Source organism: Streptococcus sanguinis (genome assembly GCF_900475275.1).
GTDB classification, from domain to species: domain Bacteria; phylum Bacillota; class Bacilli; order Lactobacillales; family Streptococcaceae; genus Streptococcus; species Streptococcus sanguinis_N.
The window spans coordinates 1,335,046-1,361,697 of record NZ_LS483364.1 but is presented as its reverse complement, the minus strand read 5'-3'; the positions used below and the strand labels follow the sequence as shown (position 1 = coordinate 1,361,697).

The 26,652-nt window shown below is 43.2% G+C and carries 25 protein-coding genes and 2 pseudogenes; 23 read left to right on the top strand and 4 right to left on the bottom strand.

Translation table 11 applies throughout. The annotated features are described in order from the left end of the window. The first annotated feature begins 180 nt into the window (after positions 1–180). The 7 genes from DQM55_RS06910 (at position 181) to DQM55_RS06880 (ending at position 5,599) form a co-directional block, all read left to right on the top strand. Positions 181–618, top strand: a complete 438-nt coding sequence (locus DQM55_RS06910; RefSeq protein ID WP_111675940.1) for a MarR family winged helix-turn-helix transcriptional regulator — start codon at positions 181–183, stop codon at positions 616–618. A gap of 3 nt (positions 619–621) precedes the next feature. Further along, on the top strand, positions 622–1,386 hold the full coding sequence (locus DQM55_RS06905; RefSeq protein WP_111675939.1) for a nuclear transport factor 2 family protein: 765 nt from the start codon (positions 622–624) through the stop codon (positions 1,384–1,386). Between the two features lie 14 nt (positions 1,387–1,400). Then, positions 1,401–2,129: an ATP-binding cassette domain-containing protein gene (locus tag DQM55_RS06900; RefSeq protein WP_111675938.1), complete on the top strand. Its 729-nt coding sequence runs from the start codon at positions 1,401–1,403 to the stop codon at positions 2,127–2,129. After that, entirely contained in the window at positions 2,122–3,642 is a 1,521-nt protein-coding gene (locus DQM55_RS06895) for an ABC transporter permease/substrate-binding protein (protein WP_111675937.1), read from the top strand. The genes DQM55_RS06900 and DQM55_RS06895 overlap by 8 nt, the downstream gene beginning before the upstream one ends. A 148-nt stretch (positions 3,643–3,790) precedes the next feature. Further along, the gene (locus DQM55_RS06890; protein WP_111675936.1) at positions 3,791–4,108 is read left to right on the top strand and encodes a TfoX/Sxy family protein; all 318 of its coding nucleotides are present in this window, start codon (positions 3,791–3,793) and stop codon (positions 4,106–4,108) included. A gap of 91 nt (positions 4,109–4,199) precedes the next feature. Continuing rightward, complete coding sequence (locus DQM55_RS06885) at positions 4,200–4,865, top strand: SatD family protein (RefSeq protein WP_111675935.1); 666 nt, start codon at positions 4,200–4,202, stop codon at positions 4,863–4,865. Further along, the gene (locus DQM55_RS06880; protein WP_111675934.1) at positions 4,862–5,599 is read left to right on the top strand and encodes a DUF3307 domain-containing protein; all 738 of its coding nucleotides are present in this window, start codon (positions 4,862–4,864) and stop codon (positions 5,597–5,599) included. Before DQM55_RS06885 ends, DQM55_RS06880 begins: the two co-directional genes overlap by 4 nt. 60 nt (positions 5,600–5,659) lie before the next feature. Here DQM55_RS06880 and DQM55_RS06875 read toward each other — a convergent pair whose 3' ends face one another. Beyond that, complete coding sequence (locus DQM55_RS06875) at positions 5,660–6,421, bottom strand: DNA/RNA non-specific endonuclease (RefSeq protein ID WP_111675933.1); 762 nt, start codon at positions 6,419–6,421, stop codon at positions 5,660–5,662. Between the two features lie 193 nt (positions 6,422–6,614). Here DQM55_RS06875 and DQM55_RS06870 point away from each other — a divergent pair. From DQM55_RS06870 to DQM55_RS06840, 7 genes and pseudogenes are all read left to right on the top strand, one after another. Further along, positions 6,615–7,195 (top strand): annotated as a pseudogene (locus DQM55_RS06870) (GrpB family protein). 49 nt (positions 7,196–7,244) lie between these two features. Continuing rightward, positions 7,245–7,514, top strand: a pseudogene (locus DQM55_RS06865) (methyltransferase domain-containing protein); the annotation flags it as partial. 11 nt (positions 7,515–7,525) lie between these two features. Then, positions 7,526–8,149: a Type 1 glutamine amidotransferase-like domain-containing protein gene (locus tag DQM55_RS06860; RefSeq protein ID WP_111675931.1), complete on the top strand. Its 624-nt coding sequence runs from the start codon at positions 7,526–7,528 to the stop codon at positions 8,147–8,149. Between the two features lie 104 nt (positions 8,150–8,253). Continuing rightward, positions 8,254–9,087: an alpha/beta fold hydrolase gene (locus tag DQM55_RS06855; RefSeq protein ID WP_111675930.1), complete on the top strand. Its 834-nt coding sequence runs from the start codon at positions 8,254–8,256 to the stop codon at positions 9,085–9,087. Between the two features lie 29 nt (positions 9,088–9,116). Beyond that, the gene (locus tag DQM55_RS06850; protein ID WP_111676938.1) at positions 9,117–9,614 is read left to right on the top strand and encodes a GAF domain-containing protein; all 498 of its coding nucleotides are present in this window, start codon (positions 9,117–9,119) and stop codon (positions 9,612–9,614) included. Continuing rightward, entirely contained in the window at positions 9,614–11,284 is a 1,671-nt protein-coding gene (dnaX, locus tag DQM55_RS06845) for a DNA polymerase III subunit gamma/tau (RefSeq protein ID WP_111675929.1), read from the top strand. Before DQM55_RS06850 ends, dnaX begins: the two co-directional genes overlap by 1 nt. A 38-nt stretch (positions 11,285–11,322) precedes the next feature. Further along, the gene (locus tag DQM55_RS06840) at positions 11,323–11,514 is read left to right on the top strand and encodes a DUF3272 domain-containing protein (RefSeq protein ID WP_002895701.1); all 192 of its coding nucleotides are present in this window, start codon (positions 11,323–11,325) and stop codon (positions 11,512–11,514) included. 52 nt (positions 11,515–11,566) lie between these two features. On the opposite strand, the gene birA is transcribed toward DQM55_RS06840, so the two are convergent. The 3 genes from birA to DQM55_RS06825 all read right to left on the bottom strand — a co-directional run bounded on the left by birA (position 11,567) and on the right by DQM55_RS06825 (position 14,434). After that, the gene (gene birA, locus DQM55_RS06835) at positions 11,567–12,502 is read right to left on the bottom strand and encodes a bifunctional biotin--[acetyl-CoA-carboxylase] ligase/biotin operon repressor BirA (RefSeq protein WP_111675928.1); all 936 of its coding nucleotides are present in this window, start codon (positions 12,500–12,502) and stop codon (positions 11,567–11,569) included. 16 nt (positions 12,503–12,518) lie between these two features. Beyond that, positions 12,519–13,520, bottom strand: a complete 1,002-nt coding sequence (locus DQM55_RS06830; protein WP_111675927.1) for a LacI family DNA-binding transcriptional regulator — start codon at positions 13,518–13,520, stop codon at positions 12,519–12,521. Positions 13,521–13,603: 83 nt separating this feature from the next. Further along, positions 13,604–14,434 carry an AraC family transcriptional regulator gene (locus DQM55_RS06825; protein WP_172454738.1) on the bottom strand — a complete coding sequence of 277 codons (831 nt, stop codon included), beginning with the start codon at positions 14,432–14,434 and terminating at the stop codon, positions 13,604–13,606. Between the two features lie 102 nt (positions 14,435–14,536). Here DQM55_RS06825 and DQM55_RS06820 point away from each other — a divergent pair, with 102 nt between their 5' ends. The 9 genes from DQM55_RS06820 to galE all read left to right on the top strand — a co-directional run bounded on the left by DQM55_RS06820 (position 14,537) and on the right by galE (position 26,467). Next, positions 14,537–16,699, top strand: coding sequence for an alpha-galactosidase (locus DQM55_RS06820; RefSeq protein WP_111675925.1), 2,163 nt, complete (start codon positions 14,537–14,539; stop codon positions 16,697–16,699). A gap of 12 nt (positions 16,700–16,711) precedes the next feature. Continuing rightward, the gene (locus DQM55_RS06815) at positions 16,712–17,971 is read left to right on the top strand and encodes an extracellular solute-binding protein (RefSeq protein ID WP_002904350.1); all 1,260 of its coding nucleotides are present in this window, start codon (positions 16,712–16,714) and stop codon (positions 17,969–17,971) included. 13 nt (positions 17,972–17,984) lie between these two features. Continuing rightward, the gene (locus DQM55_RS06810; protein WP_111675924.1) at positions 17,985–18,851 is read left to right on the top strand and encodes a carbohydrate ABC transporter permease; all 867 of its coding nucleotides are present in this window, start codon (positions 17,985–17,987) and stop codon (positions 18,849–18,851) included. Positions 18,852–18,864: 13 nt separating this feature from the next. Beyond that, the gene (locus DQM55_RS06805) at positions 18,865–19,698 is read left to right on the top strand and encodes a carbohydrate ABC transporter permease (protein ID WP_002912289.1); all 834 of its coding nucleotides are present in this window, start codon (positions 18,865–18,867) and stop codon (positions 19,696–19,698) included. A gap of 215 nt (positions 19,699–19,913) precedes the next feature. After that, a complete protein-coding gene (gene gtfA / locus DQM55_RS06800) occupies positions 19,914–21,359 on the top strand; it encodes a sucrose phosphorylase (protein WP_002924988.1) in 1,446 nt (481 codons plus the stop codon). Between the two features lie 21 nt (positions 21,360–21,380). Continuing rightward, positions 21,381–22,517 carry an ABC transporter ATP-binding protein gene (locus DQM55_RS06795; protein ID WP_111675923.1) on the top strand — a complete coding sequence of 379 codons (1,137 nt, stop codon included), beginning with the start codon at positions 21,381–21,383 and terminating at the stop codon, positions 22,515–22,517. Between the two features lie 176 nt (positions 22,518–22,693). Then, the gene (locus DQM55_RS06790; protein WP_111675922.1) at positions 22,694–23,872 is read left to right on the top strand and encodes a galactokinase; all 1,179 of its coding nucleotides are present in this window, start codon (positions 22,694–22,696) and stop codon (positions 23,870–23,872) included. Between the two features lie 66 nt (positions 23,873–23,938). Beyond that, positions 23,939–25,420, top strand: coding sequence for a UDP-glucose--hexose-1-phosphate uridylyltransferase (galT, locus tag DQM55_RS06785; RefSeq protein WP_111675921.1), 1,482 nt, complete (start codon positions 23,939–23,941; stop codon positions 25,418–25,420). A 45-nt stretch (positions 25,421–25,465) separates the two neighbouring features. Continuing rightward, positions 25,466–26,467 (top strand): UDP-glucose 4-epimerase GalE, encoded by a 1,002-nt coding sequence (gene galE / locus DQM55_RS06780; RefSeq protein ID WP_172454737.1) that lies wholly within the window; start codon positions 25,466–25,468, stop codon positions 26,465–26,467. Positions 26,468–26,652 lie beyond the last annotated feature (185 nt).

The following is a 26,652-nucleotide window of genomic DNA, read 5'->3' as shown; positions in this document are numbered from 1 at the left end:
AAAAAAAGAAGCTCAGTGTAGGAGTCGCCTCTTTACACTGGGCTTTTTAGTTTGGAACTTTGATTTTAAAATCTTTACCCAGTTTAAAATTATTTCCAAATAGAACAAAATGCTTGACAGATATAATTCTAGATGTTACAATTTAAAAACGATTCGATATAGAAATAAATTGGAGGGAGTATGAAAGACAGTCATTTGGTAGCCTATCATATTCGTTTGTTGAATGGGCGGATTTTTCAAAAGTTACTGAATCAGGATCCTGAAGCTCTTTATCGGAGTGAACAGGGCAAGATTCTCACAGTTTTATGGAATAGTGAAACGGGTTGCGCTACGGCGACAGATATTGCACTGGCGACAGGATTGGCCAATAATACGCTGACGACTATGCTGAAAAAGCTGGAAGAACAGGGTTTGGTGACCTTTAGTCAGTGTGGTTTAGACAAGCGAAAAAAATATGTCAAGTTGACGGAGCAAGGTTGGTCCCAGAAAGAAGTTGGCCATCGCGTCAGTCAAAAATTGGATGCTATTTTTTATAAAGGTTTCTCAGAGGAAGAAATTCGCCAGTTTGAAAGTTATCAGGAACGCATCTTAGCGAATTTAAAAGAAAAAGAGGCATAAATCATGTCAAAACAAGTTGAAAATGCACAAAATTTATACATTCATGCCATTCAAGATGGGCGCGTTGCCGAGGCTCAAGCTCAGTCTGTAGGGGATACCTACATTCAACACTCGACAGGTGTGCCAGATGGGAAAGAAGGGTTTGCGGCTTTCTTTGCAAATTTCTTTGAGCGCCATCCCGAGCGTGAGATGAAGATTGTTCGCACCATTGAAGACGGCAATCTAGTCTTCGTCCATGTTCATCAATATCTCAATGGCGGGGAAGCTCAATGGGTGACGACGGATACTTTCCGTGCGGATGAGAATGGCCGTATCGTGGAGCATTGGGATGTCATTGACTACTATCGTGTTCCAGAAAATGGACAGTTAGATCAGATCTTTGGAGATTTTGAAATTATGGATTTGGACAAGACAGTAGCAAATAAAAAAACCGTTCGTCGTTTCTTGACAGAAATCTTTCAAAACGGCGAACTAGAGCAGTGGGATGATTATGTGGCAGAAGATTTGATTCAGCACAATCATGAGATTGGCCAAGGAAGTGATGCTTATAAAAACTATGTGGCTGAACATGGTGTTACTTTCGACTTTGTTTTCCAGCTTTTGGGACAAGGAAACTATGTGGTCAGCTATGGGCAGACTCAGATAGATGGGGTGGCCTATGCCCAGTACGATATCTTCCGTCTAGAAAATGGGAAAATTGTGGAGCATTGGGATAATAAAGAAGTCATGCCTAAGGTAGAAGACTTGACCAATCGAGGGAAGTTTTAAAAGGAGGACAAACAATGATTGAATACAAGAATGTAGCGCTACGCTATACAGAAAAGGATGTCTTGAGAGATGTCAACTTACGGATTGAGGATGGTGAATTTATGGTTTTAGTGGGTCCTTCTGGGTCCGGTAAGACAACCATGCTCAAGATGATCAACCGTCTCTTGGAACCTACAGATGGCGATATTTACATGGATGGCAAGCGCATCAAAGACTATGATGAGCGTGAGCTGCGCCTTTCTACAGGCTATGTCTTACAAGCGATTGCTCTCTTTCCAAATCTAACGGTGGTAGAAAATATTGCTCTCATTCCTGAAATGAAAGGATGGAGCAAAGCAGATATTCAGCAGAAGACCGTTGAATTGCTGGAGCTAGTGGGCTTACCTGCAGAAGACTATGCTCAGCGTATGCCGAGTGAGCTGTCTGGTGGTGAGCAGCAACGGGTGGGTATTGTCCGTGCTATTATCGCCCAACCCAAAATCCTGCTGATGGATGAGCCTTTTTCAGCTCTTGATGCCATCTCGCGTAAGCAATTGCAGAGCTTGACCAAGAGTATCCATGACCAGTTTGGGATGACGACAATCTTTGTGACCCATGATACGGACGAGGCTTTAAAGTTGGGGAATCGGATTGCTGTTCTGCAGGACGGGGAGATTCGTCAAGTGGCGACACCTGAGGAAATCTTATCTGCACCTGCAACCAGCTTCGTAGCAGATTTGTTTGGAGGTGTTCAACATGGCTAATTTGTTTTCTACCTTTCAGGAGCGCTTTGGCGAATGGTTGGCAGCCTTAGGGCAACACCTCCAGCTGTCTCTTCTGACCTTACTAGTGGCTATCTTCCTGACCATTCCGCTCGCTATCTATCTTCATAGTCACAAAAAAACAGCCAATTGGGTGCTGCAAATTGCAGGAATCTTTCAAACTATTCCTTCAATGGCCTTGCTGGGACTCTTTATCCCACTCATGGGGATTGGTACACTGCCAGCACTGACTGCTCTGGTGATTTACGCTATTTTCCCGATTTTAGAAAATACTGTCACGGCTTTGAATGGGATTGATCCTAGTTTAGAAGAAGCTGGAATCGCCTTTGGGATGACCAAGTGGGAGCGACTCAAAAAGTTTGAACTGCCTCTAGCTATGCCTGTCATCGTATCAGGAGTTCGGACTGCAACGGTTATGATTATCGGAACAGCAACTCTAGCAGCACTTGTCGGAGCTGGCGGACTAGGTTCTTTTATCCTTCTAGGAATTGACCGTCGCAATGCCAGCCTGATCTTGATTGGAGCTATTTCATCTGCAGTTTTGGCTATTCTTTTCAACAGTCTCCTTAAATGGATGGAAAAGGCTAAGCTTCGGACTGTATTTACAGCTTTTGCTGTCTTAATACTCGGACTAGGCGCTTCTTACACTCCAAGTCTCTTTCCCAAGCAGGAGAAGGATCATCTGGTTATAGCTGGGAAATTAGGTCCAGAACCAGAAATTCTCATGAATATGTATAAACTTCTCATTGAGGAAAATACGGATATGACTGTGACAGTCAAGCCAAACTTTGGTAAGACTGACTTCCTTTATCAAGCTCTAAAAAAAGGTGATATTGATATTTATCCTGAGTTTACCGGTACGATTACTGGAACTCTCTTGCAGCCTGCTCCAAAAGCCAGTACTGATGCTGAAGAAGTTTTTGAAGCAGCACGTGATGGAATCAGAAAACAGGACAATCTAGTCTTGCTAAATCACATGGCTTATCATAATACCTATGCGATTGCTGTACCCAAGAGTGTCGCCAAAGAATACAATCTTAAAACCATCTCTGACCTTAAGACAGTTCAAGACAAGCTCAAGGCAGGGTTTACCTTGGAATTTAACGACCGTGAAGATGGGAACAAGGGTTTGCAATCTCTATATGGCCTTAATCTCAATGTGTCAACCATGGAGCCAGCGCTTCGCTACCAAGCTATCCAGTCGGGTGATATTCAAATCACGGATGCCTATTCGACTGACGCAGAACTTGCGCGTTATGATTTACAAGTTTTAGAAGACGATAAGCACCTTTTCCCTCCTTATCAAGGAGCACCTCTCATGAAGGCTGAATTGCTCGAAAAACACCCTGAATTGGAAGGTATTCTCAATAAGTTGGCTGGTAAAATTACGGAAAGCCAGATGAGCCAGATGAATTATCAAGTTGGCATTGAAGGTAAAAAGGCCGAAAATATCGCGCGTGACTATCTGGTCAAGGAAGGACTTTTAAAAAAATAAGAAATAAAAGTTAGACTTATATGGTCTAGCTTTTTTGCTTACTTGAGGAAAGACAGAATACGGATTGAAGGAGATGAGTTGAACTCTTAGTCAGGAAATCTTCATCCATTTTTGGTATAATAAAGTATCAATTCATGGAGGTGTTTCGATGGCATCTAGTCAAGAATATTTGGATTTTATCCTGAGGCAGCTGCAGGGCTTAGGGCAAGAAATTAGCTTTCGCAAGATGATGGGAGAGTATTTGCTCTATTATCGGGGGCGCTTATTTGGCGGGATTTATGACAATCGCTTGCTGCTCAAGCCGGTCCAGCCAGCCCTGGATTTTTGTGAAAATCCGGTTTATGAGACCCCTTATCCAGGTGCAAAGCCAATGCTTCATATAAAAGAAGTAGAAGATGCAGCCTTTCTCTGTAATTTGATTGAAGCTGCTTACCCTGCATTACCAGCACCTAAAAATAAAAAATAGTCTTTCCTTTACAATGGATATTCTAAAAAGTTGCCGTTTAAATAGACATTTTTTAAATTTTCCTTTATAATGGACTTAAAGGAGGTTTGGTATGCTTTATATTGCTCTTATTGGAGATTTAATAGAATCCAAACAGCTGAAAAATCGCAAGCAGGCGCAGAAGGACCTGCAGGACATGATGGCGGTGCTAAATCAGGATTATCGGGATTATCTGGTGTCACCTTTCACGGTGACGACTGGAGATGAGTTTCAGGCTTTGCTGCGGCCTAATCCAGAGATTATGCAGCTCCTTGATCAGATTGCCTTGGGCTTTCCTCACCCAATTCGCTTCGGGCTTGGCCTGGGGGAGATTGTGACGGATATCAATCGGGAGCAGAGTATTGGTGCCGACGGTCCGGCCTACTGGAGGGCACGCGCAGCCATTGAGGCTATTCACGAGAAGAACGACTACGGCAGCAGCCGTATAGCTGTATCCTTGGGAGATGAAGAGCTCAGTCAGGCGGTCAATACGGTGCTGGCAGCTACTTCATTTATCCAGAGCAAGTGGAATACCAGTCAGAGAGAGGTTCTGGAGCGGATGCTCATGGAATATATCTATGACGAGAATTTTTCTCATGGAGAAATAGCAGATCTGTTACAGATTAGTCCCAGTGCGCTTAGTAAGCGGCTCAAGTCGTCTGGACTGAAGATCTATCTGAGAAATCGCCGTTTAGCTATGAAAATGATTCTACAGGCAGCAAAGGAGGCTGAAGAATGACAAATTTTATGGGATTTTCAGAATTTCTCGTGCAGAATCCGATTCTTGTATTGACTTTGCTGGCTCATGTACTAGCTGATTTTCAGCTTCAAAGTCAGAAAATGGCTGACCTTAAAAGCCGGCGGATGAATTTCTTAATTCTTCATTTGGGAATTGTTCTCTTGCCCTTGTTGCTCTTGGGGCTCATCTTACCTAATTATCTGCTATATTTCGCCTTGGTCTGGCTCAGCCATGCGCTTATTGACTTCTTGAAGAATAGGCTGAATTCATCGATTGTCCGCCATCATGCTCAAAAGTTTGCCTTTATACTGGATCAGGTCTTGCATCTGATTAGCATTTTTGCTCTTTATTTTCTCTTAGGGCAGCAGAAAATTTCAGCTCCTAATTGGCTGTCTGAGCGCTACCTCATGCTACAGGCTCTCTTTTTCTTCGCCCTTACTGGTAAGCCGGTTAATATCCTCTTTAAACTCTTCTTCAGCAAGTATCAGGCAGGAGAAGACAGTGGGGAGACTATTGCGGGGGCTGGTGCCATGATTGGGGTATTAGAGCGCTTGATTATGGGACTTTCTCTTATTTTCGGGCAGTTTACTGCAATTGGGTTAGTTTTTACGGCTAAGTCTATCGCCCGCTATAATAAGATTTCAGAAAGCCAGTCCTTTGCTGAATACTACCTGATTGGCTCGCTTTTCAGTATGATTGCAGTCTTGCTGGTTTACGGCTGTCTGTATTGGTAAAAATAAATAAAAAACAGACCATCATAGCGATGGTCTGTTTTTGTGTTCTTATCTATAATTCTACTCAATCATGGTATTGACAGCAGTGCCTGTTTGGTAGTCAATCTCTGCATTTGGAGAAACATTGTCCAAGAGGACATGAGACATTCCGTCTTCATCTATGGTCTCCTTGCCCCCTAGCTGAATGCTGACAACATTGCCTTCTGCGTCAAGCCCGACATACTGGAGCTCAATCTTGCGAGGAAGAAGCTCATTGTCCGTATAAATCGGAGTAACCTTGTAATCCAGCCAATAATCAGGATTTTCCTCTAGCCAGCGTTCCAAGCGATGTTCATAATAGATCATGCTATCTGGGTTATTGTCATCCAGTCCTTGGAAACTGCCAGAGTTGAGCCAAGCTGTCATCGGAACGAGGTTTTTCCCTTCATTATTGAGGCCGCTGAAAGTGAAGCCAATCAGATGAGCGCGATTCATGAGCCAAGCCCGATCATCTCCATTTCCATAGTAAAATTTGTAATTGTGCCAACCGATGGGATTGTAAGTGACCTTGGTCTCCTTTTTCTTTTTGGCTTTGTGTTGCTCCTGCATTTGGACATGAGCAGCAGTAGCCCGACCGTACTTGTCCTTTTTCCCAAGCTTTAGCTGATACTCTCCATTCAACTCCAGAGTGCCGATAGCTGTTTCATCGCTATGGTTAAGCAGCTGGACCTTAATCTGGTTCTTCTGATTCGCAGCAACATTCTCTGCAGGAAGAGCCTGTGAAAGTAACAACAAAGAGCCGGCTGACAGGACAAGCCAAGTGCCAAACCTAAACTTTTTCATAAAGAACTCCTTTTAAATAATATATCTCCGACATCATTCTACTAAAAAATAGATTGTTTGACAACTAAAACTTTTCAAAAATATTACAAAAATAAATATCTGTTCAATAAGTGCGAGGTTTGACTAGGATGCGTATTTTTCCTATAATCATAACTAGAGAAAACGCTTGTATAAATTACCTAAGGAGGTGCTTATGAGTCCATCTTTAGAGGAAATGTCACTCGAAGAGCTATGGCAGCTTTTTCCGATTTTTCTGAGAGAGCATCAGGCAGCGTGGAAAGATTGGTATGAGGCGGAACGGCTTCGGCTTTTGAGTTTTTTGCCAGAACATCAGATTGTTCGTCTTAGCCATATTGGCTCAACATCGGTAGAGACCATTTGGGCCAAGCCAATAGTGGATATCTTATTGGAAATTCCCAAAGAAACAGATATGGTGGTAATGAGAGACTTGCTGCTGCAAAATGGTTATCTCCTCATGTCAGAAAGCAAGGGCGGATGTCATTTAATAAAGGCTACACACAGAGCGGTTTTGCGGAGCGGGTTTTCCATCTGCGTTTGCGCTATGAAGGCGATCATGATGAACTTTACTTTAGAGACTATTTACAGGAGCACCCTGCTGTAGCTAAGGACTATGAACAGCTCAAACTGTCTTTGTGGAAACAGTATGAGCACAATCGGGATGCCTATACAAACTCCAAGACGGATTTTATCAAGAAATATACCAAGGAAGCTAAAAGGCTTTATGGCAGAAGATATGAGGGGGAAGACAGATGATTTATATAGCAATGATTGGTCTTCTGATTATTTTTGCTTTTCTTTACTTAATGTACCAATCAAAGAATTTGATTTGATTACAGCCTTTCAGACTCATTTTCATTGGTCAAATCTAACTCAAGCGTTCCTAGAACTTAAGCGGATACTTAAGCCAGATGGAATCATCTTACTGGCATGTGAATGGAGCAAATTAGCTTATTACCAACCAGACTTTACAAAGCAAGAAAAACTGGAAAACTATTTGACAGATTTGGACCTGCATCTCATCGATAGTCAAAGAAAGGATCAATGGATTCTTTATAAGATCGTTAAAAAATAAGGAGGTATCCTATGAAACAATTATTTTTATGTTCATATTTTGCGGGAGTCAAGAACTTGTTCAGACAATATGCATCTGAAAAGCAATTGGGCAAACATGTGCTTTTTATTCCGACGGCTGGAAATGTAGAAGAGTACAGAGGTTATATTGACGAAGCCCTGCAGACATTTGCAGATTTGGGATTTCAAGTAGAAATTTTAGATATTTCAGCTTGTGATAGAGAGACAGCTCAGGCCAAAATTTTCCAAAGCAAACTCCTCTATGTCTCTGGCGGCAATACTTTTTACCTTCTGCAAGAACTAAAGAAAAAGCAGCTTCTGTCCTTGATAAAAGAACAGATTGCGGATGGCATGGTTTATGTGGGCGAATCTGCTGGTGCTATCATCACAGCCAAGGACATTGATTACAATAAGCTCATGGACGATAAAGGAGTTGCAGCAGAACTGCACGATACAGGGGCACTAAACGAGGTGGATTTTTATGTTCTTCCTCATGTTGGCGAAGAACCTTTTGTTGAAAGTGCCCAGGACACTCTGGATACATATAGCGACCAGCTGAATCTGCTTCCCCTCAATAATCGCCAAGCTGTGCTTGTGGAGGGTGAAGAAGTGAAGGTTTTGGAGGAGGATAAGTAAGCAGAATATATGTTCTAGTTGTCCTACTTGAGAAACTCTAATAAGAGAAATGAGTGCAATTGCGATAAACTAGATTAAACAAATTAGAATGTGAGTGTTGAACTTTGATTGAAAGAATATATGAAACACCAAGTGGAATAATTCATTATTGGACAAATGATGCTGTTAAATCATACCAAAGTGCTCTTGTCTTTTTACCTGGGCTAACTGCTGATCATAGGTTATTTGAAAAACAAATAGAATATTTTAAAGATACATATAGAGCCTTGGTTTGGGACGCACCTGGACAAGCTTCATCTTATCCATTTCGTCTCGATTTTACTTTATTTGATTTAGCAACTTGGCTGGATGAAATATTTATCAAAGAGAGAATAGAAAATCCAATAGTAATTGGTCAGTCAATGGGAGGATATGTAGGACAGGTTTATGCTCAACTTTTTCCTGAGAAATTAAAAGGTCTTGTTACGATTGATTCACCATCCCTTCAAAGGAAGTATTATACAGCTATGGAATTGTGGCTCTTAAAAAATATGGAGGCAATTTATAGAATCTATCCATGGAAATTTCTTTTGAAATCAGGCCCTAAAAGCGTATCAACAACAGACTATGGAAGAAAACTGATGTATGATATGATGATGGTTTATGATGGCGATCAAGAAAGGTATGCTCGTCTTGCGGGATACGGATATAAGATATTTTCAGAAGCAGTAGAGAAGAAGCTTTCTTATGAAGTAAAATGTCCACAATTGGTTATATGTGGAAAAGAAGATCGTGCAGGGTCTTGTATACGATATTTGAAAGCCTATGAAAAAAATACTGGGAAGTCTGTTCAATGGATTGATAAGGCGGGACATAATTCTAATACCGACCAACCCGATATTGTAAATAGACTGATTGATGAATTTTTGGATAACAAAATTAAAGAAAAGCTTGGTTGAAAGACCGGCTTTTTGATATAATAGACTCTATGAACACAAAAGAAAAAATTTCAAATTATCAACTTTTATTGGCACAGCTGGAAGCTTTGTTGGAGGGTGAGACCAATGCTTTGGTCAATCTTTCCAATGCTAGCGCCCTGCTCAATCAAGCTCTTCCTAATTCTGTTTTTGCAGGTTTCTATCTTTTTGATGGGAAAGAGCTGATTTTGGGGCCTTTTCAGGGAGGTGTTTCCTGTGTCCATATTACCTTAGGTAAGGGTGTATGTGGGGAATCTGCTGAGAAAAAAGAGACGATTATCGTAGATGATGTGACCCAGCATGCCAATTATATCTCTTGTGATAGCCGGGCTAAGAGCGAAATTGTGGTTCCCATGGTAAAAGACGGTCGACTTCTGGGAGTACTGGATTTGGACTCAGCCTTGACGGGTGATTATGATAAGGTAGATCAGGAATATCTGGAAAAGTTTGTTCAGATTTTGCTTGAAAAAACGACTTGGAATTTTGAAATGTTTGGAGAAAAAGCCTAATGTATCAAGCTTTATATCGAAAGTACCGCAGTCAGACCTTTGGTCAGCTGGTGGGGCAGCAAGTAGTAGCTACCACTCTGCGTCAGGCTGTGGAGCAAGGAAAAATCAGCCATGCCTATCTCTTTTCTGGTCCACGTGGAACAGGGAAAACTAGTGTTGCTAAGATTTTTGCCAAGGCTATGAATTGTCCGAATCAAAAGGACGGTGAGCCCTGTAATGACTGCTATATCTGCCAGGCTATTACTGAGGGGAGCCTTGAAGATGTCATCGAAATCGACGCTGCTTCTAATAATGGAGTAGATGAGATTCGTGACATTAGGGACAAGTCAACCTATGCGCCTAGTCTGGCCAAGCACAAGGTCTATATCATTGACGAGGTGCATATGCTCTCGACTGGAGCTTTTAACGCCTTGCTCAAGACCTTGGAAGAGCCAACGGAAAATGTGGTCTTTATCCTAGCGACGACAGAGTTGCATAAGATTCCAGCGACCATTCTTTCCCGTGTCCAGCGTTTTGAGTTTAAGTCTATCAAGACGCAGGACATTATTGGTCATATTGAGTGGATTTTAGAGCAGGAAGGTATTGATTTTGAGCAAGAAGGTGTGCAGATTATTGCTCGTCGAGCTGAGGGCGGTATGCGGGATGCCCTATCTATCCTTGATCAGGCTCTTAGCTTAACTCAGGAAAATCGTTTGACTACAGACATTGCTGAAGAAATCACTGGCTCTATCAGCTTGGGAGCCTTGGATGCCTATGTAGCAGCCTTGATTGCTCATGATGCTGTTGCAGCCTTGGATAATCTCAATCTGATTTTTGATAGCGGCAAAAATATGGCTCGTTTTGTGACGGACCTCCTGCAATATCTGCGTGACTTGATTATTGTCAAAACTGGCGGGGAAAATCATCATGCCAGCGAGCTCTTTCTGGAAAATCTCAAGACACCGCAGGACACTCTCTTTGCCATGATAGATATGGCGACTAAGAGTTTGGCAGACATCAAGAATAGCCTACAGCCTAAGATTTATACAGAAATGATGACCATTCGACTGGCAGAGACCAGCAACCATCCTGCAGCGGCAGCGATTCCGGATAATCTAGCTGATGAGCTCAAGGGCCTGAGGCAAGAGATTGATAGTCTTAAACAGCAGCTGGCTAATGGCAATGGGAAACCTGCAGCAGCTGTCAAAACTTCGGATATTCGGCCGCAGAAGTCTAAGGGATATCGAGCAGACCGCAATAAGGTCAATGCCATCCTAGAAGAGGCTGTTGAGAATCCTAGTCTGGCTCGCAGCAATCTGACTAAGCTGCAGAATGCTTGGGGTGAGATTATCGAAAGTCTGGCTGGAGCTGATAAGGCCTTGCTGGCAGGATCGCAGCCGGTAGCGGCCAATGAAAGTCATGCTATCTTAGCTTTTGAGTCTAATTTCAACGCTGAGCAGACCATGAAGCGGGACAATCTCAATACCATGTTTGGTAATATCCTCAGCAATGCAGCAGGCTTTTCACCAGAGATTTTGGCTATTTCCTTGGAAGAGTGGACCAAGATTCGGGCGGACTTTTCAGCTCGCAGCCGCAATGGCAAGGCGGAGGCTGAAGAGAAGGAAGAGGAAAGCCTGATTCCAGAGGGATTTGACTTTTTAGCAGAAAAAATTACCATTCAAGAGGACTAAAAAAAGATTTTTCTAGGTTTTCGTGTTATAATAAATCTATGAACAGACGACAATTTATTGTGATGGCTGTTTTTACGGCCTTAGAAACCTATTTTTTCAATGAATCTATCATGGCGGGGCGCTATTTTATGGCTGCTTTCTGGGCAGTTTTAGTGCTGCGCAATCTGCAGATTTCCTATGTCATGGGGCGGATTGTGGATGAAATCGATAAACATTTAGGACCGAAATAATGAAAACAGGACTGAGCTATGAGACTCAGTCCTTTTGAAATGAAATTTTTGATTACCAACTGGTCAACGAGACTTCGCCGCTATTGAGCCATATTTCCTGACCATCTGTCAGCTGGACTAAAAGTTGCCCGCTGTCTGAGATATCCTTGGCCAAACCTTGGTAGTCTACGCCTTTTTGACTAAAGGTCACTTGTCGTCCTAGCACCAAGGAGCGCTGCTTGTAGAGATAGATGAGCTCTTCTGGGTCACTTTCGTAGAAGCATTTCCAAATCTCGGCAATGAGCTCATTGCGACTAATGGCTGGTTTCTCTTCAAAGAGGGAGCCAGCTTTTTCTTTAATCTCAGCTGGAAATTCTTTAATGAAAAAATTAAAGCCAACACCAATGATAACATCAGTGACGAGACCTGTCTCGATAGAAGTTGTGGCCTCGGTCAGGATGCCGGAAATTTTCTTGTTTCGATAGTAAATGTCATTGACCCACTTGATATCAACCTCTATAAGGGTTAGATTTTTTACTGCCTTGTAGATAGCTCCTGCGGTCAAGATTGTATAGGAGGGGAGCTGGTCGAAGGGAAGGTTGGGCTTGAGATGGAGAGACATATAGAAGCCGCCCTGGCTGGGGCAGAAGAAGGCACGACCGAAACGGCCACGGCCAGCAGATTGGGCAGCGGCTAGATAGAGAGTGTCGGCAGGGCGTCCGGCCTCCATGCCAGCTTTGGCGTCCATCTGAGTGGACTGGCAGTCAGGATTAAAGGAGATCTGAACAGGTGAGTGCGCTTCAATCCAATCAGGAATCAGTAAGTCACCCGCTGTCAATCGATAGCCTCGGTTTTTGACTGACTCGATTTGGATGCCTTTTTTCTCCAGTTTTTGAATGGCTTTCCAAATAGAAGTTCGCGAAATGCCCAATTCTTGGGCTATTTTTTCGCCGTTGACATAGTCGTCAGTCTGGCTGAGGATGTCAAAGATTTTTTCGTAGGTTTTCATAGGTGGTCTTTCTAACTTAATGGCTGCTTTCTCTTAGTGTCAGCTTGGTTGAGAGCTTAATCATGTAAGGGATGGGGCTTTCGTCAGTTTTAATCATCTGGTCCAGCATCTGCAGAGCTTGCTTGCCCATTTCCTCTGTAAAGACTGTCACAGTACTGAGAGGCGGATAGACGTATTTGGCAATGGATGTATCATTAAAGGAAATAATCTGGACATCTTGGGGAACAGCTATTCCCACTTCCTGAAGAGCACGGATGGCACCGACAGCCAGAGCATCGCTGGCTATGAAAAATGCTTTGGGCATCTGTTCTTTTTGTTCGTCAATCATGTCTTTCATCAGCTGGTAGCCCGACTCTGAGGAGAACTTGCCTGTCTTGACATAAGTCGGCTGATAAAGACCTTTGTCACTAAGGTAACGGCAGAAGCAGGCCAAGCGCGGATCGTCAAGACTTGTCGTTCCGTCTGCGGTCTCTTCACGTCCAGCAATCATCCCGATTTCTCGAATGCCCTGCTCAAGAAAATGGTCGAGAACATGAGTAACGGCATGCTCAAAGTCCGTTGTCACACAGCTGTGGCCTTGGTCGATCGTATCGCTATCCACGAAAATCAGGGCAGGACTGTATTGCTCCAGCTCCTTGACTTGCTTGCTGCTGAATTTTCCGATGGCAATGACGCCGTCAATCTGTTCTAGCTGGCTCAGAGAGTCGTTGTTGAAAATACGCACGATATCATAGCCCAGTTCCTGGGCTTTCTTTTCGATGCCTAAGCGGATGGAGTAGTAGTAAAGATCATCCAGCTCTTCCAGCTCTGTGTACCATTCAACGATAGCGATGCGATGGGTTTGAGATGCAGTCTTTTTCTGCCTGTTGCTTTTTTTGTAGTTGAGCTGTTCAGCGATATCGAAAATCTTTTTGCGCGTCTCATCGCTGACAGACATGGACTTGTCATAGTTCAAAACCCGCGAAACAGTTGCGGGAGAAACACCAGCAGTCTGGGCGATATCTTTGATAGTAGCCATTTGATTTGGTCCTTTTTCAATTTACTGTCTACATAAATTATAACTCAAAAATTAGTAAATAACAAAGATATGTTTAGTAAAACTTAACTTTGTTCTCGAAAGGAACTGGGTGAAAAGCCAAAATATTTTTTAAAAGCCTTTGAAAAGTAAAGGGGATCTGAGAAACCTACAGAATAGGCGATAAATTGGACAGGCTCACGGGTGCTTTTGAGGAGTTGTTTAGCTCGATGCATTCGGACATATTCCAGATATTCTTTAGGTGAGCTTTGGTGCTCCTCCTTGAAAATGGTTGTTAAATAGCTGCGATGAACGGACAACTTAATTGCCATAGCTTGAATGCTGAGGTTAGGATTGGGATATTGAGTGTCAATTATCTGCTTGCAGGCTAGATAGAGTTGCTGGCTTGCAGATAGGGTATTTGCTTGGGGCTTATAGGCAACGCTGCCCAAGTGAAAGATGAGTTCATAAAGTTGGCCCATAATGTGGAGTTGAGCTAGTTGGTTAGATTTGGTCTGCTCGGCGAAGTAAACCAAGTTCTCAACAATTTTCCCAATCCTATCTGTTTTTCGTTCCTGGTTAGCAAGTAGGTAGCAGTCTTCGGCAATCTGAGAGTGATTGAAGTAGTCATAAACCCTACCTCCAGTCATTCCCAGCCAGTAGTAAGACCAAGGTTCTTCTTTGTCAGCCTGATAAAAGGTAAGTTCATTTGGCTTGAGCAGAAAGAGATCTCCAGCTTTTAAATCGACAATTTTTCCTTTGTAATGAAATTGACCTTTCCCTTTGGTAATGTAGTGAAGAACGTAGGTATCTCTAATAGCTGGTCCAAAAGAGTAGCTAGGTGTGCACTCTTCATAACCGTAGAAGCTAAGTGAGAGATCAATTGTTCCTGTTTGGTATTCTGAAAAAACAAGCATATTTTGCCTCCTACCTAACATTTTACCATATTTCCCTAACATAATTCTATTTTAGGAAGCGATTTCATAAGGTAAAATATTAGTAAATATGGAGGTTCAGAAATGGCTATCAAAATAGACAAACATCTATTCTACATCAATACAAAAAATTTCAGTCTTATCATTGAGGAAAGGGATGGCTACCTTTTGCTTAAACACTTAGGCAGAAAAATCGAATCCTATCATTTTTCCAATACAGTATTTGAGCGAGATCATGCATTTTCTGGTAATCCGAAGTCGAATGAGCGAAGTTTTAGCTTAGATACCCAGCGGCAGGTTTTGGGTCAGCATGGTTTAGGAGACTTTCGGCAACCTTCTCTGCAAGTCCAACATGCTAATAATGAAGTAACAGATTTTCGGTTTGTTGAGAGTCAGCTGATTAAGGGAGGTTTGGAAGTTCCAGGACTGCCTAGCCCTCACAGTACAGAAGATGCAGAAACACTGGCCTTTATTTTAGAGGATACAGTAGCTCACTTACGACTCACTCTTTATTACACAGCTTTTGAAGATAGCAATACTATTGCAACCTTTACTAAGCTGGAAAATATCGGTAGAGAGACAGCAATCATACATAAGAACTTGAGCTTAATGGCAGATTTGCCAGCAGGGACTTATGATGTGATTAGTTTACAGGGAGCTTATGCTAGGGAGAAAACAATTCGTCGTCACAAGCTAGAACAGGGGATTTTCAAAATAGCTTCCAACCGAGGAGCTTCTGGTCACGCGCAGACTCCGAGCCTTATCCTTTGTGATAGTGAAACGACGGAAGAGGCTGGTCAAGTTTGGGCAATTCAGCTCCTTTATAGCGGAAACTTTGAAGCTTGGATTCAGCAAAATCAGTTGAATGAAGTTCGGCTAGGTATCGGTATCAGTGAAGATAACTTTGCTTGGAAACTGGAAGCGGGGCAGACTTTCTATAATCCTGTTGCTCTGTTGAATTATTCGGCTCAGGGTTTGACTGGTCTTAGTCATGAGAGCCAAGCTTTTGTTCAAGAGCATATCATTCCTAAAGCATTTGCGAAGCGAGAGCGGCCAATTTTAATCAATAACTGGGAAGCAACTTACTTTGATTTCAAAAAAGAAAAGTTGCTAGAGTTAGCAGATGAGGCACAGAAAGTTGGTATTGAGCTCTTTGTTCTTGATGATGGCTGGTTTGGTAACCGTTTTGATGACAATCGGGCTCTGGGTGACTGGTTTGTCAATGAAGATAAGCTAGGTGGCAGTTTGACAGAGCTCATAGCAGAAGTTCATAGCAGAGGATTGCAGTTCGGTTTATGGGTTGAGCCAGAAATGATTTCCGTAGACAGTCAGCTGTATCGGGCACATCCAGACTGGGCTATTCAAGTGCCTGATCGGGACCATACCTACTCTCGCAATCAACTCGTATTGGATTATGCTAATCCAGATGTGGTAGCCTATATCAAAGGAACACTGGATCAGCTGTTGAGTCAGCACGATATTGACTACATAAAATGGGATATGAATCGTAATATTACCAATCTTGGGAATGGCACTAACTATCTGGCGACCAAAATGCAGTCACATAAGTATATCTTGGGGCTTTATGAAATTGTAAGATATTTGACAGAGAAATATGAGAATATTTTATTTGAGTCCTGCTCAGGTGGTGGTGGACGAAATGATCTTGGTATGATGCGGTATTTCCCTCAAGTCTGGGCTAGTGACAATACTGATGCCATAGCTCGTTTGCCAATCCAATATGGGTCTTCTTATCTTTATCCGACTATTTCAATGGGTGCCCATGTGTCGGCAGTGCCTAATCATCAGATGGGACGAATTACTCCGCTGGCAACTCGGGGTCATGTGGCTATGATGGGAAATCTGGGGTATGAGCTTGATTTGACTAGTCTATCAGATGAAGAGAAAGCTGCGATTGCTGACCAGGTGAAGTTGTATAAAGAATTACGGCCAGTGGTCCAGCTAGGGCGTCAGTATAGGCTAATCAATCCAGATGTTGGCTCCAATGAAGCAGCAGTTCAATTTAACTATGAAGATCAAACGATTGTAACCTATGTCCGAGTCTTATCAGTTGTGGAAACGATGGAAACAACCTTGAAACTAAAAGACTTAGAGGAAGAAGGGCTTTATGAGCTGCAGGGAAATGGCGCAGTTTACTCAGGTGCAGAACTCATGTATGCTGGTATCACTATGAATCTTCCGCAAGGAGATTATCTTAGCAGACAGTTGCATTTTATTAAAAAATAAGGAGGCTAGACCATGAAATGGTATAAAAAGATGAGCTTAGCTGCTATTACAGGACTGTCCCTTTTGGGGCTGTCAGCTTGTAGCAGCCAAGGGGAGTCAACAGATGGTAAGGTAACGATTGAGTATTTCAATCAGAAGGGTGAAATGGTTGATACCCTTCGTGAGATTGCAAAAGACTTTGAAAAAGAAAATCCGAATGTGCATGTGAAAGTGGTGAATGTCCCTAACGCTGGGGAAGTACTCAAAACTCGCGTTCTGGCTGGAGATGTTCCTGATGTTGTCAATATCTATCCCCAGTCTATTGAATTGCAAGAATGGGCTAAAGCTGGGTACTTTGAAGATTTATCTAATAAAGATTATCTCAAGCGAGTTAAGAATCATTACGCAGATAAATATGCGATAGATGGAAAGATTTACAATATCCCTTATACTGCTAATGCTTATGGTATCTATTACAACAAAGATAAATTTAAAGAACTGGGATTGAAAGTTCCAGAGACTTGGGAGGAATTTGAGGAATTAGTTGATACGATTATAGCAAAAGGGGAAACACCTTTTGCCATTGCAGGAGCAGATACTTGGACCTTGAATGGTTATCATCAGTTAGCTCTTGCCACTTCTACGGGTGGCGGTAAGGAAGCGAATGATTACCTACGTTTTTCCAAGCCAAATGCCATCAAGTCTTCAGATTCAGTGCTTAAAGATGATTTCAGACTGTTAGATTTATTCCGAAAAAAAGGTGCCATGCAAACCAACTGGCAGGGAGCAGGCTATACTGATGTTGTCGGTGCCTTCGCTAGAGGCGATGCCCTGATGACTCCAAATGGCTCTTGGGCTATCACAGCAATCAATGCGCAAGATCCTAAGTTTAATGTTGGAACTTTCCCTTTCCCTGGAAAGCAAAAAGGACAAAGCTTGACCATTGGAGCAGGAGACCTAGCTTGGTCTATCTCGTCAAGTAGTAAGCACAAGAAAGAAGCCAATGCTTTTGTTGAATATATGTCACGTCCAGAAGTTATGCAGAAATATTATGATGTGGACGGCTCACCAACAGCTATTGAAGGTGTCAAGGAAGCAGGTTCAGATGCACCGCTAGCCGGTCTTGCTGAACTAGCATTTACAGACCGACACCTCGTTTGGCTAGCCCAAGACTGGACCAGTGAAAGTGATTTTTATACCTTGACTGGGAACTATATTACAACTGGAAACAAAGAGGATATGGCGAAAGCACTAAATGCCTTCTTCAATCCGATGAAAGCAGACGTAGAGTAGGAGTAGATCCACTATGAAAAAATTGATTGAGAAATATTGGGGTTGGCTCTTTGTCCTTGTTCCCCTTGTACTACAGGCTGTATTCTTCTATGTGCCCATGTTTCAGGGTGCCTTCTACAGCCTGACAAACTGGACTGGTTTGACCTATAATTATAAGTTTGTCGGACTCAATAACTTTATGCTCCTCATGAGCGATCCTAAGTTTATGAACGCAATAGGCTTTACATTTATCATTACTATCTGTATGGTAGTTGGTGAGATTATGCTGGGGATCTGGATAGCACGAGCTCTCAACTCGAAGATAAAGGGGAAAACTTTCTTCCGAGCTTGGTTTTTCTTCCCCGCTGTCCTATCTGGATTGACTGTGGCTCTTATCTTTAAGCAACTTTTTAACTACGGGTTGCCAGCTATAGGGAATGCCTTAGGAATTGAATTTCTTAAAACCAGCCTTCTAGGAACGAATGGCGGTGCAATCTTTGCAGCAATCTTCGTCTTGCTTTGGCAAGGGGTAGCCATGCCTATTATCATCTTCTTAGCTGGTCTTCAGTCTATCCCGACTGAGATTACAGAAGCAGCTCGAATTGATGGAGCTAGCAGCAAACAAATCTTTTGGAAGGTGGAACTTCCTTATCTCCTACCAAGCGTTTCCATGGTCTTTATCTTGGCTCTAAAAGGTGGTTTGACAGCGTTTGACCAGGTCTTTGCCATGACAGGCGGCGGTCCGAATAATGCGACCACCTCTCTAGGACTTCTGGTATACAACTATGCTTTTAAGAGCAATCAATTTGGTTATGCCAATGCCATTGCTGTTATCTTGTTTCTCTTGATTGCGGTTATTTCTATTATCCAGTTGAGAGTATCTAAGAAATTTGAAATCTAAGAGGAGAAGCCCGATGAAAAATGCAGAAAGAAAAGCTAATTTTAGTAAATATATCTTGCTAACACTGGGGTCTATTATCATTTTAATTCCACTCTTAGCAACGATATTCAGTTCCTTTAAGTCTACCAAAGACATCGTTAATAATTTTTTCGGATTTCCGACTCAACCGACTTTAGAAAATTTTCAACGCCTTTTGGCTGATGGTATCGGAGGCTACTATTGGAATTCAATTGTAATCACGGTTCTATCTTTGGCTGTTGTCATGATTTTTATTCCCATGGCTGCTTACTCTATCGCTCGTAATATGTCTAAGAGAAAAGCTTTTGGTATTATGTATACGCTTTTGATTTTAGGGATTTTCGTTCCTTTTCAAGTTATCATGATTCCTATTACAGTTATGATGAGTAAGCTAGGACTAGCCAACACTTGGGGATTAATTATCCTCTATCTGGCTTACGCTGTTCCACAGACTCTCTTTCTCTATGTAGGCTACATTAAGATTTCCATTCCAGACAGTCTGGATGAGGCAGCAGAAATTGACGGTGCTGGAAAGTTTACAACCTATTTCAAGATTATCTTTCCTATGATGAAACCCATGCATGCGACAACCATGATTATCAATGCCCTCTGGTTCTGGAATGATTTCATGCTTCCTCTCTTGGTACTCAATAAAGACTCCAAGATGTGGACTCTGCCACTCTTCCAATATAACTACACAGGTCAATACTTTAATGATTATGGACCGAGCTTTGCTTCTTATGTTGTTGGGATTATCACCATTACTATCGTTTATCTCATCTTCCAGCGCAATATTATTGCTGGAATGAGCAACGGGGCTGTGAAGTAAGCTCAAGATACAAAGACTGTAAAAAGCTCACAGTGCATACAAAGGCAACCACATCCGTAAACTATTGAATTTGTAACGCCTGTGGAAAAATAGGGGATCTGAAAATGAAGCTTCAGCCTCTTGGAAGATTCGTGTTTTTCGCACAGAGCTAATAAATAGAAAACCTAAAACCGCTAGGAAAGGATATAGAAGACAAGATTTTAGAGGAGAAGACTATGGCTATTCAAAATAAGACCATGCTGATTACTTACTCAGACAGCCTGGGGGAGAATTTAAAAGATCTATATGACAATTTAGAAAAGCATTTTGGGGATGCGGTTGGAGGAGTGCATTTGCTTCCTTTCTTCCCATCAACTGGTGACCGGGGATTCGCCCCAGTAGACTATGAAGAGGTTGATTCAGCCTTTGGTGACTGGGAGGATGTAGAAAAGCTGGGCGAGAAATATTATCTCATGTTTGACTTTATGATCAACCACATCTCACGCCAGTCCAAGTATTATAAGGATTTTCAGGAAAAGAAGGATCAGAGTGAGTATCGTGACCTCTTTCTCAGCTGGGATAAGTTTTGGCCAGAAAATCGTCCGACGCAAGCTGATGTTGATTTGATTTATAAGCGTAAGGATCGGGCACCTAAGCAGGAAATCGTCTTTGCAGATGGAAGCACTGAGTATCTGTGGAACACCTTTGGTGAAGAGCAGATTGATCTAGATGTTCGCAGTCAGGTAACTAATGATTTCATCAAGAAAACATTGCGTCAACTGTCAGAGCATGGCTGTGATCTGATTCGTTTAGATGCATTTGCCTATGCGGTCAAAAAGTTAGATACCAATGATTTCTTTGTTGAGCCAGAAATCTGGGATTTATTAGAAAAAGTCCAGCAGCAAGCGGCTGAGTTTGGGACGGATATTTTACCAGAAATTCATGAGCATTATTCTATCCAGTTCAAGATTGCAGAGCATGGCTACTTTGTCTATGATTTTGCGCTGCCGATGGTAACTCTTTATTCTCTATACAGTGGTAAAGCAGAGCGTCTAGTCGAGTGGCTTGAAATGAGTCCTATGAAGCAATTCACAACACTGGATACTCACGATGGTATTGGGGTTGTTGATGTTAAGGATATTTTGACTGATGAAGAAATTGATTTTGCAACCAATGAACTATATAAGGTTGGAGCTAATGTCAAGCGTAAGTATTCCTCAGCTGAGTACAATAATCTGGACATTTACCAGATTAACTCGACTTACTACTCAGCCTTGGGCGATGACGACAAGAAGTACTTCATTAGCCGTCTGATTCAGGCTTTTGCTCCAGGGATTCCACAGGTCTATTATGTTGGTTTCTTAGCTGGGAAAAATGACCTTGAACTGCTAGAAAACACCAAGGAAGGTCGCAATATCAACCGTCATTATTACAGTAATGAGGAGATTGCTGAAGAAGTCAAGCGTCCAGTTGTGCAAGCCTTGCTCAAGCTTTTCCGTTACCGAAACCAGTCTGCTGCCTTTGACCTAGATGGCACTATTGAAGTCAATCTATTGGATGAAAATAGCCTCCGGATTGTCCGTAGCAATGCAGATAAGTCAGTCACTGCTCAAGTAGTTATCAACCTCAAAGAATTGACATATAGCGCTAGTGAAAATGGCCAAGCTATCACTTTTGAATAGAGATAAGAAAAGAGAAGAAGAATGGTAGAATTAAATCTGAAAAATATCTATAAAAAATATCCCAACAGCGACCACTATTCAGTGGAAGACTTCAATCTAGATATCAAGGACAAGGAATTTATCGTCTTTGTTGGTCCGTCTGGTTGCGGAAAATCAACTACGCTGCGTATGATTGCAGGTTTGGAGGATATTACAGAAGGAACTGCCTCTATTGACGGTACAGTGGTCAATGATGTGGCGCCCAAAGACCGTGACATCGCCATGGTCTTCCAGAACTATGCCCTTTATCCGCACATGACTGTCTATGACAACATGGCCTTTGGTCTCAAGCTGCGCAAGTACAGCAAGGAAGATATTGACAAACGAGTTAATGAAGCAGCAGAAATCCTAGGCTTGAAGGAATTCTTGCAACGCAAACCAGCTGATTTGTCTGGCGGTCAGCGTCAGCGGGTAGCAATGGGACGCGCTATCGTTCGGGATGCAAAGGTTTTCCTTATGGATGAGCCTTTGTCTAACTTGGATGCTAAGCTGCGTGTTTCTATGCGGGCGGAGATTGCCAAGATTCACCGCCGTATCGGGGCAACAACTATTTATGTTACCCACGACCAGACTGAAGCTATGACCTTGGCGGATCGTATCGTTATCATGTCAGCGACCAAGAATCCTGCTGGAACTGGAACGATTGGTCGAGTGGAGCAGATTGGTACTCCTCAGGAAGTCTATAAACATCCGGCAAATAAGTTTGTTGCCGGCTTCATTGGCAGCCCAGCTACGAACTTCTTTGAAGTGACACTGGAAGATGGCCGTCTTGTCGGCCCCAACAGAGACTTCAGTCTCCAAGTCCCAGAGGGCAATCTTAAGGGGTTGCGGGAGAAGGGCTATGAAGGCAATAAGTTGATTTTTGGTATTCGTCCTGAAGATATCAACATGGAACCAGCTTTTCTGGAAACCTTCCCTGAGTCGGTTCTAACTGCGAAGATTTCTGTTTCTGAGTTGCTTGGAGCGGAGTCTCACCTCTACTGTACGGTTGGTGGTAGTGAGTTTGTTGCCAAAGTTGATGCACGTGATCATATGAATACCGGAAGCAGTATTAAACTTGGCTTCGACCTAAACAAGGCGCATTACTTTGATGCTGAGACGGAAGACAATATTTTCTAATCTATTGCTCCTTATAAAATAATCCAGACAGATTACTGTTTGGATTTTTACAAAAAATCTATCTATAAAATTAGTAAAATTTTACTAAATTTATTGAAGTTTTACTCGGAAACAGTTATAATAAAACCAAGAAAACGATTACAATATCGATTATTCATTTTAAAGGAGTTTAGCTTATGTCAAACCTAATTTCAGCGGAGCAAGTCCGCGCAGATTTTGCCAAGATTTTTGGAGTAGAAGCGGACCACACTTTCTTTTCACCCGGTCGGATCAATCTGATTGGTGAGCATACGGACTATAACGGCGGCCGTGTTTTTCCTGCTGCGATTTCTCTAGGAACTTATGGAGCGGCTCGCAAGCGGGACGATCAGCTCTTAAGATTCTTCTCAGGGAATTTTGAAGAAAAAGGGATTATTGAAGTGTCGCTGGAAAACCTGCACTTTGAGCCTGAGCATAACTGGACCAACTATCCGAAAGGAGTTCTGCATTTTCTGCAGGAGGCAGGCCATACAATTGACCGAGGCATGGATGTCTATGTTTATGGAAATATTCCAAATGGTTCTGGCTTATCATCTTCTGCATCGCTGGAGCTTTTGGCGGGTGTCATTGCTGAGAAACTCTTTGATTTGCAGTTGGAACGTTTGGACCTAGTGAAAATCGGTAAATTAACTGAGAATGAGTTTATCGGGGTTAATTCTGGCATTATGGACCAGTTTGCTATCGGAATGGGAGCTGACCAGCGGGCTATTTACCTAGACACCAATACTCTTGAATATGATTTGGTGCCGCTTGATCTCAAGGATAATGTTGTAGTGATTATGAATACCAACAAGCGTCGTGAGTTGGCTGATTCTAAGTACAATGAGCGTCGGGCGGAGTGCGAAAAAGCTGTTGAAGAACTGAACCGTAAACTGTCTATCGCAACCTTGGGCGAGTTGGATGAGTGGTCCTTTGACGAGTATAGCTATCTGATAGAGGACGAAAATCGTCTCAAACGGGCTCGCCATGCTGTTTTGGAAAATCAACGCACTTTGCAAGCGCGGGAAGCTTTGCAGGCAGGTGCTCTTGACAAGTTTGGCCGTCTCATGAATGCGTCCCATGTTTCTTTGGAACATGACTATGAGGTGACTGGTCTAGAGCTGGACACCTTGGTTCACACGGCCTGGGAGCAAGAAGGTGTTCTAGGGGCTCGTATGACCGGAGCAGGCTTCGGTGGCTGTGCCATTGCTTTAGTTGGTAAGGATGCGGTGGAATCTTTCAAAGAAAATGTCGGCCGCAAGTATCAAGAAGTCGTCGGCTATGCCCCTAGCTTTTACATTGCAGAAGTAGCTGGCGGAAGCCGAGTACTGGACTAAATCACAGAAAAGGAACTTGGGCTGACAGGAATGCCGGCCCTTTACTAGCAAGAGAAAGGAAGAACTATGTCCAAGAAGTTACTGGATGCTTTCGTATCAGCAGTGATTGACAATAGCGCTTTTGAGGAAATGGACACCATCTATCTGAGCAATCGTGTCATGGCTTTAGTCGGAGAGGCAGTGGCAGAGCAGGATATGGAGGCTGAGCAGCTAATTGACCTTAAGGATGACTTGGTAGCTGTGGCTGTCAAGAATGGGAAGATTGGTGATACTCTGGCAGAGCAGGATATACTGGGAGCTGAGCTCATGAACTTAATCACACCAGCCCCTAGTCGGCTCAATCAGGACTTCTGGACGACTTATGCCACCAATCCTGAACAGGCCGTGGCTGATTTTTACCAGCTTAGTCAAAAGAATGACTATATCAAGGTCAAGGCCATTGCTAAAAACATTGCTTTCAAAGCACCGACTGAATATGGAGATTTGGAAATCACCATCAATCTCTCTAAGCCAGAAAAGGATCCCAAGGAAATTGCGGCAGCTAAAAAGGCTAAGACCAGCCATTATCCTGCCTGCCAGCTCTGCATGGAAAATGAAGGCTACCAAGGGCGTTTGGATCACCCAGCCCGTGCCAACCATCGAATTGTCCGTTTTGACTTGGCTGGACAGGTATGGGGCTTCCAGTATTCGCCCTATGCCTACTTTAATGAGCATTGCATCTTTCTCCACAGCCAGCACCTTCCCATGTCTATCAGTCGGCTGACCTTTGAGCGTCTGCTGGACATCGTTGAGACCTTTCCAGGCTATTTCGCAGGATCCAACGCCGATTTGCCTATTGTCGGTGGCTCTATCCTGACCCACGACCACTATCAGGGCGGAAGTCATACCTTCCCTATGGAAATGGCAGAGCTGGATTGCAGCTTTACTTTTAGCGGATTTGATGAGGTGGAAGCAGGTGTTGTCAAGTGGCCCATGACCGTCATTCGTCTAAGGTCTGAGAAAAAGCAATTGTTGATTGAGTTGGCTGACAAGATCTTGCAAGCTTGGCGGACTTATTCTGACCCCAGTGTGCAGGTGTTGGCAGAGTCTGAGGGTGAGCCTCACCATACCATCACACCGATTGCCCGCAGGAAAGATGGACGTTTTGAGCTGGACTTGGTCTTGCGGGACAATCAAACTTCCCCAGAACATCCGGACGGCATTTACCATCCTCATAGGGATGTGCAGCATATTAAGAAAGAAAATATCGGTCTGATTGAGGTTATGGGACTGGCCATTCTGCCGCCTCGGCTCAAGGAAGAACTCAAGCAGGTGGAACGATTCCTGCTGGGAGAAGACTGTCAGGTTGCTGCCTATCATCAGGAGTGGGCCAATCAACTCAAAGACCAGAATCCAGATGTTACCGCTGAGACGGTGGAAGGAGTAGTTCAGGCCTCGGTTGGACACATTTTCAGCCGTGTGTTGGAAGATGCGGGAGTTTACAAGCGAACAGAGGAAGGGCAAGAGGCTTTCATGCGCTTCGTCCAATCCGTCGGCATCCAGCCCTAGGAAATGTGTTATAATGAATCTAATGTAACAAGGAAGGGAAGTTTTATGGCAATTTTAGTATTAGGTGGAGCTGGCTATATCGGCTCGCACATGGTAGACCGTCTGGTAGCAGCAGGTAAGGAAGAAGTAGTCGTCGTTGATAATTTGGTGACTGGTCATCGGGCAGCCGTCCATCCACAAGCAGTTTTTTATGAGGGAGATTTGGCGGATAAGGACTTTATGCGTGGCGTTTTTGCCAAACATCCGTCCATCGATGCAGTCATTCATTTTGCTGCCTTTTCACTGGTCGCCGAGTCCATGGCGGACCCGCTCAAGTATTTTGATAATAACACGGCCGGCATGGTTTCTCTTTTGGAGGTCATGCAGGAATGCGGCGTTAAAAACATTGTCTTTTCTTCAACTGCTGCGACTTATGGCATTCCTGAGGAAGTTCCGATTCTGGAAACGACTCCGCAAAAGCCGATCAATCCTTATGGTGAGAGCAAGCTTATGATGGAGACCATTATGCGCTGGGCAGACCGGGCCTATGGGATCAAGTTTGTAGCTCTGCGTTATTTCAATGTGGCCGGTGCCAAGCCCGACGGCTCAATCGGCGAGGACCACGGACCTGAAACCCATCTCCTGCCCATTGTGCTTCAGGTGGCTCAGGGCAAACGTGAGAAGATTGCCGTCTTTGGTGACGATTACAATACTCTGGATGGGACCAATGTCCGCGATTATGTCCATCCTTTCGACTTGGCTGACGCCCATATTCTGGCTGTTGAGCATCTGCGTTCCGGACAACCTTCAGATGCCTTTAACCTTGGCTCTTCGACTGGTTTTTCCAACCTTCAGATTGTAGAAGCAGCCCGCAAGGTGACTGGACATCCTATTCCTTTGGAAATAGCAGAGCGGCGCCCAGGCGATCCGGATACGCTGATTGCTTCCTCTGAGAAGGCAAGGAAGGTTCTGGGTTGGCAGCCGAAATTCGACAATATTGAAACCATTATCGAAACCGCTTGGAAATGGCATTTCAGTCATCCAAACGGCTATGATGACAGAGGATAAACTGACAAACCAGCTAGAAAAGCTGGTTTTTTACTTTTTATTATAAAACCCTTCTTTACAAAGTTTTAAAAGCCTTTTATAATAAAAGGAAGATTGATTGACATATTATTTACAATCTTGTTTAGTTGCTACTAACTCTTAGTATGTCTTGAAAAATCAGGTAGTTACAGATGGAACGGGAAGTA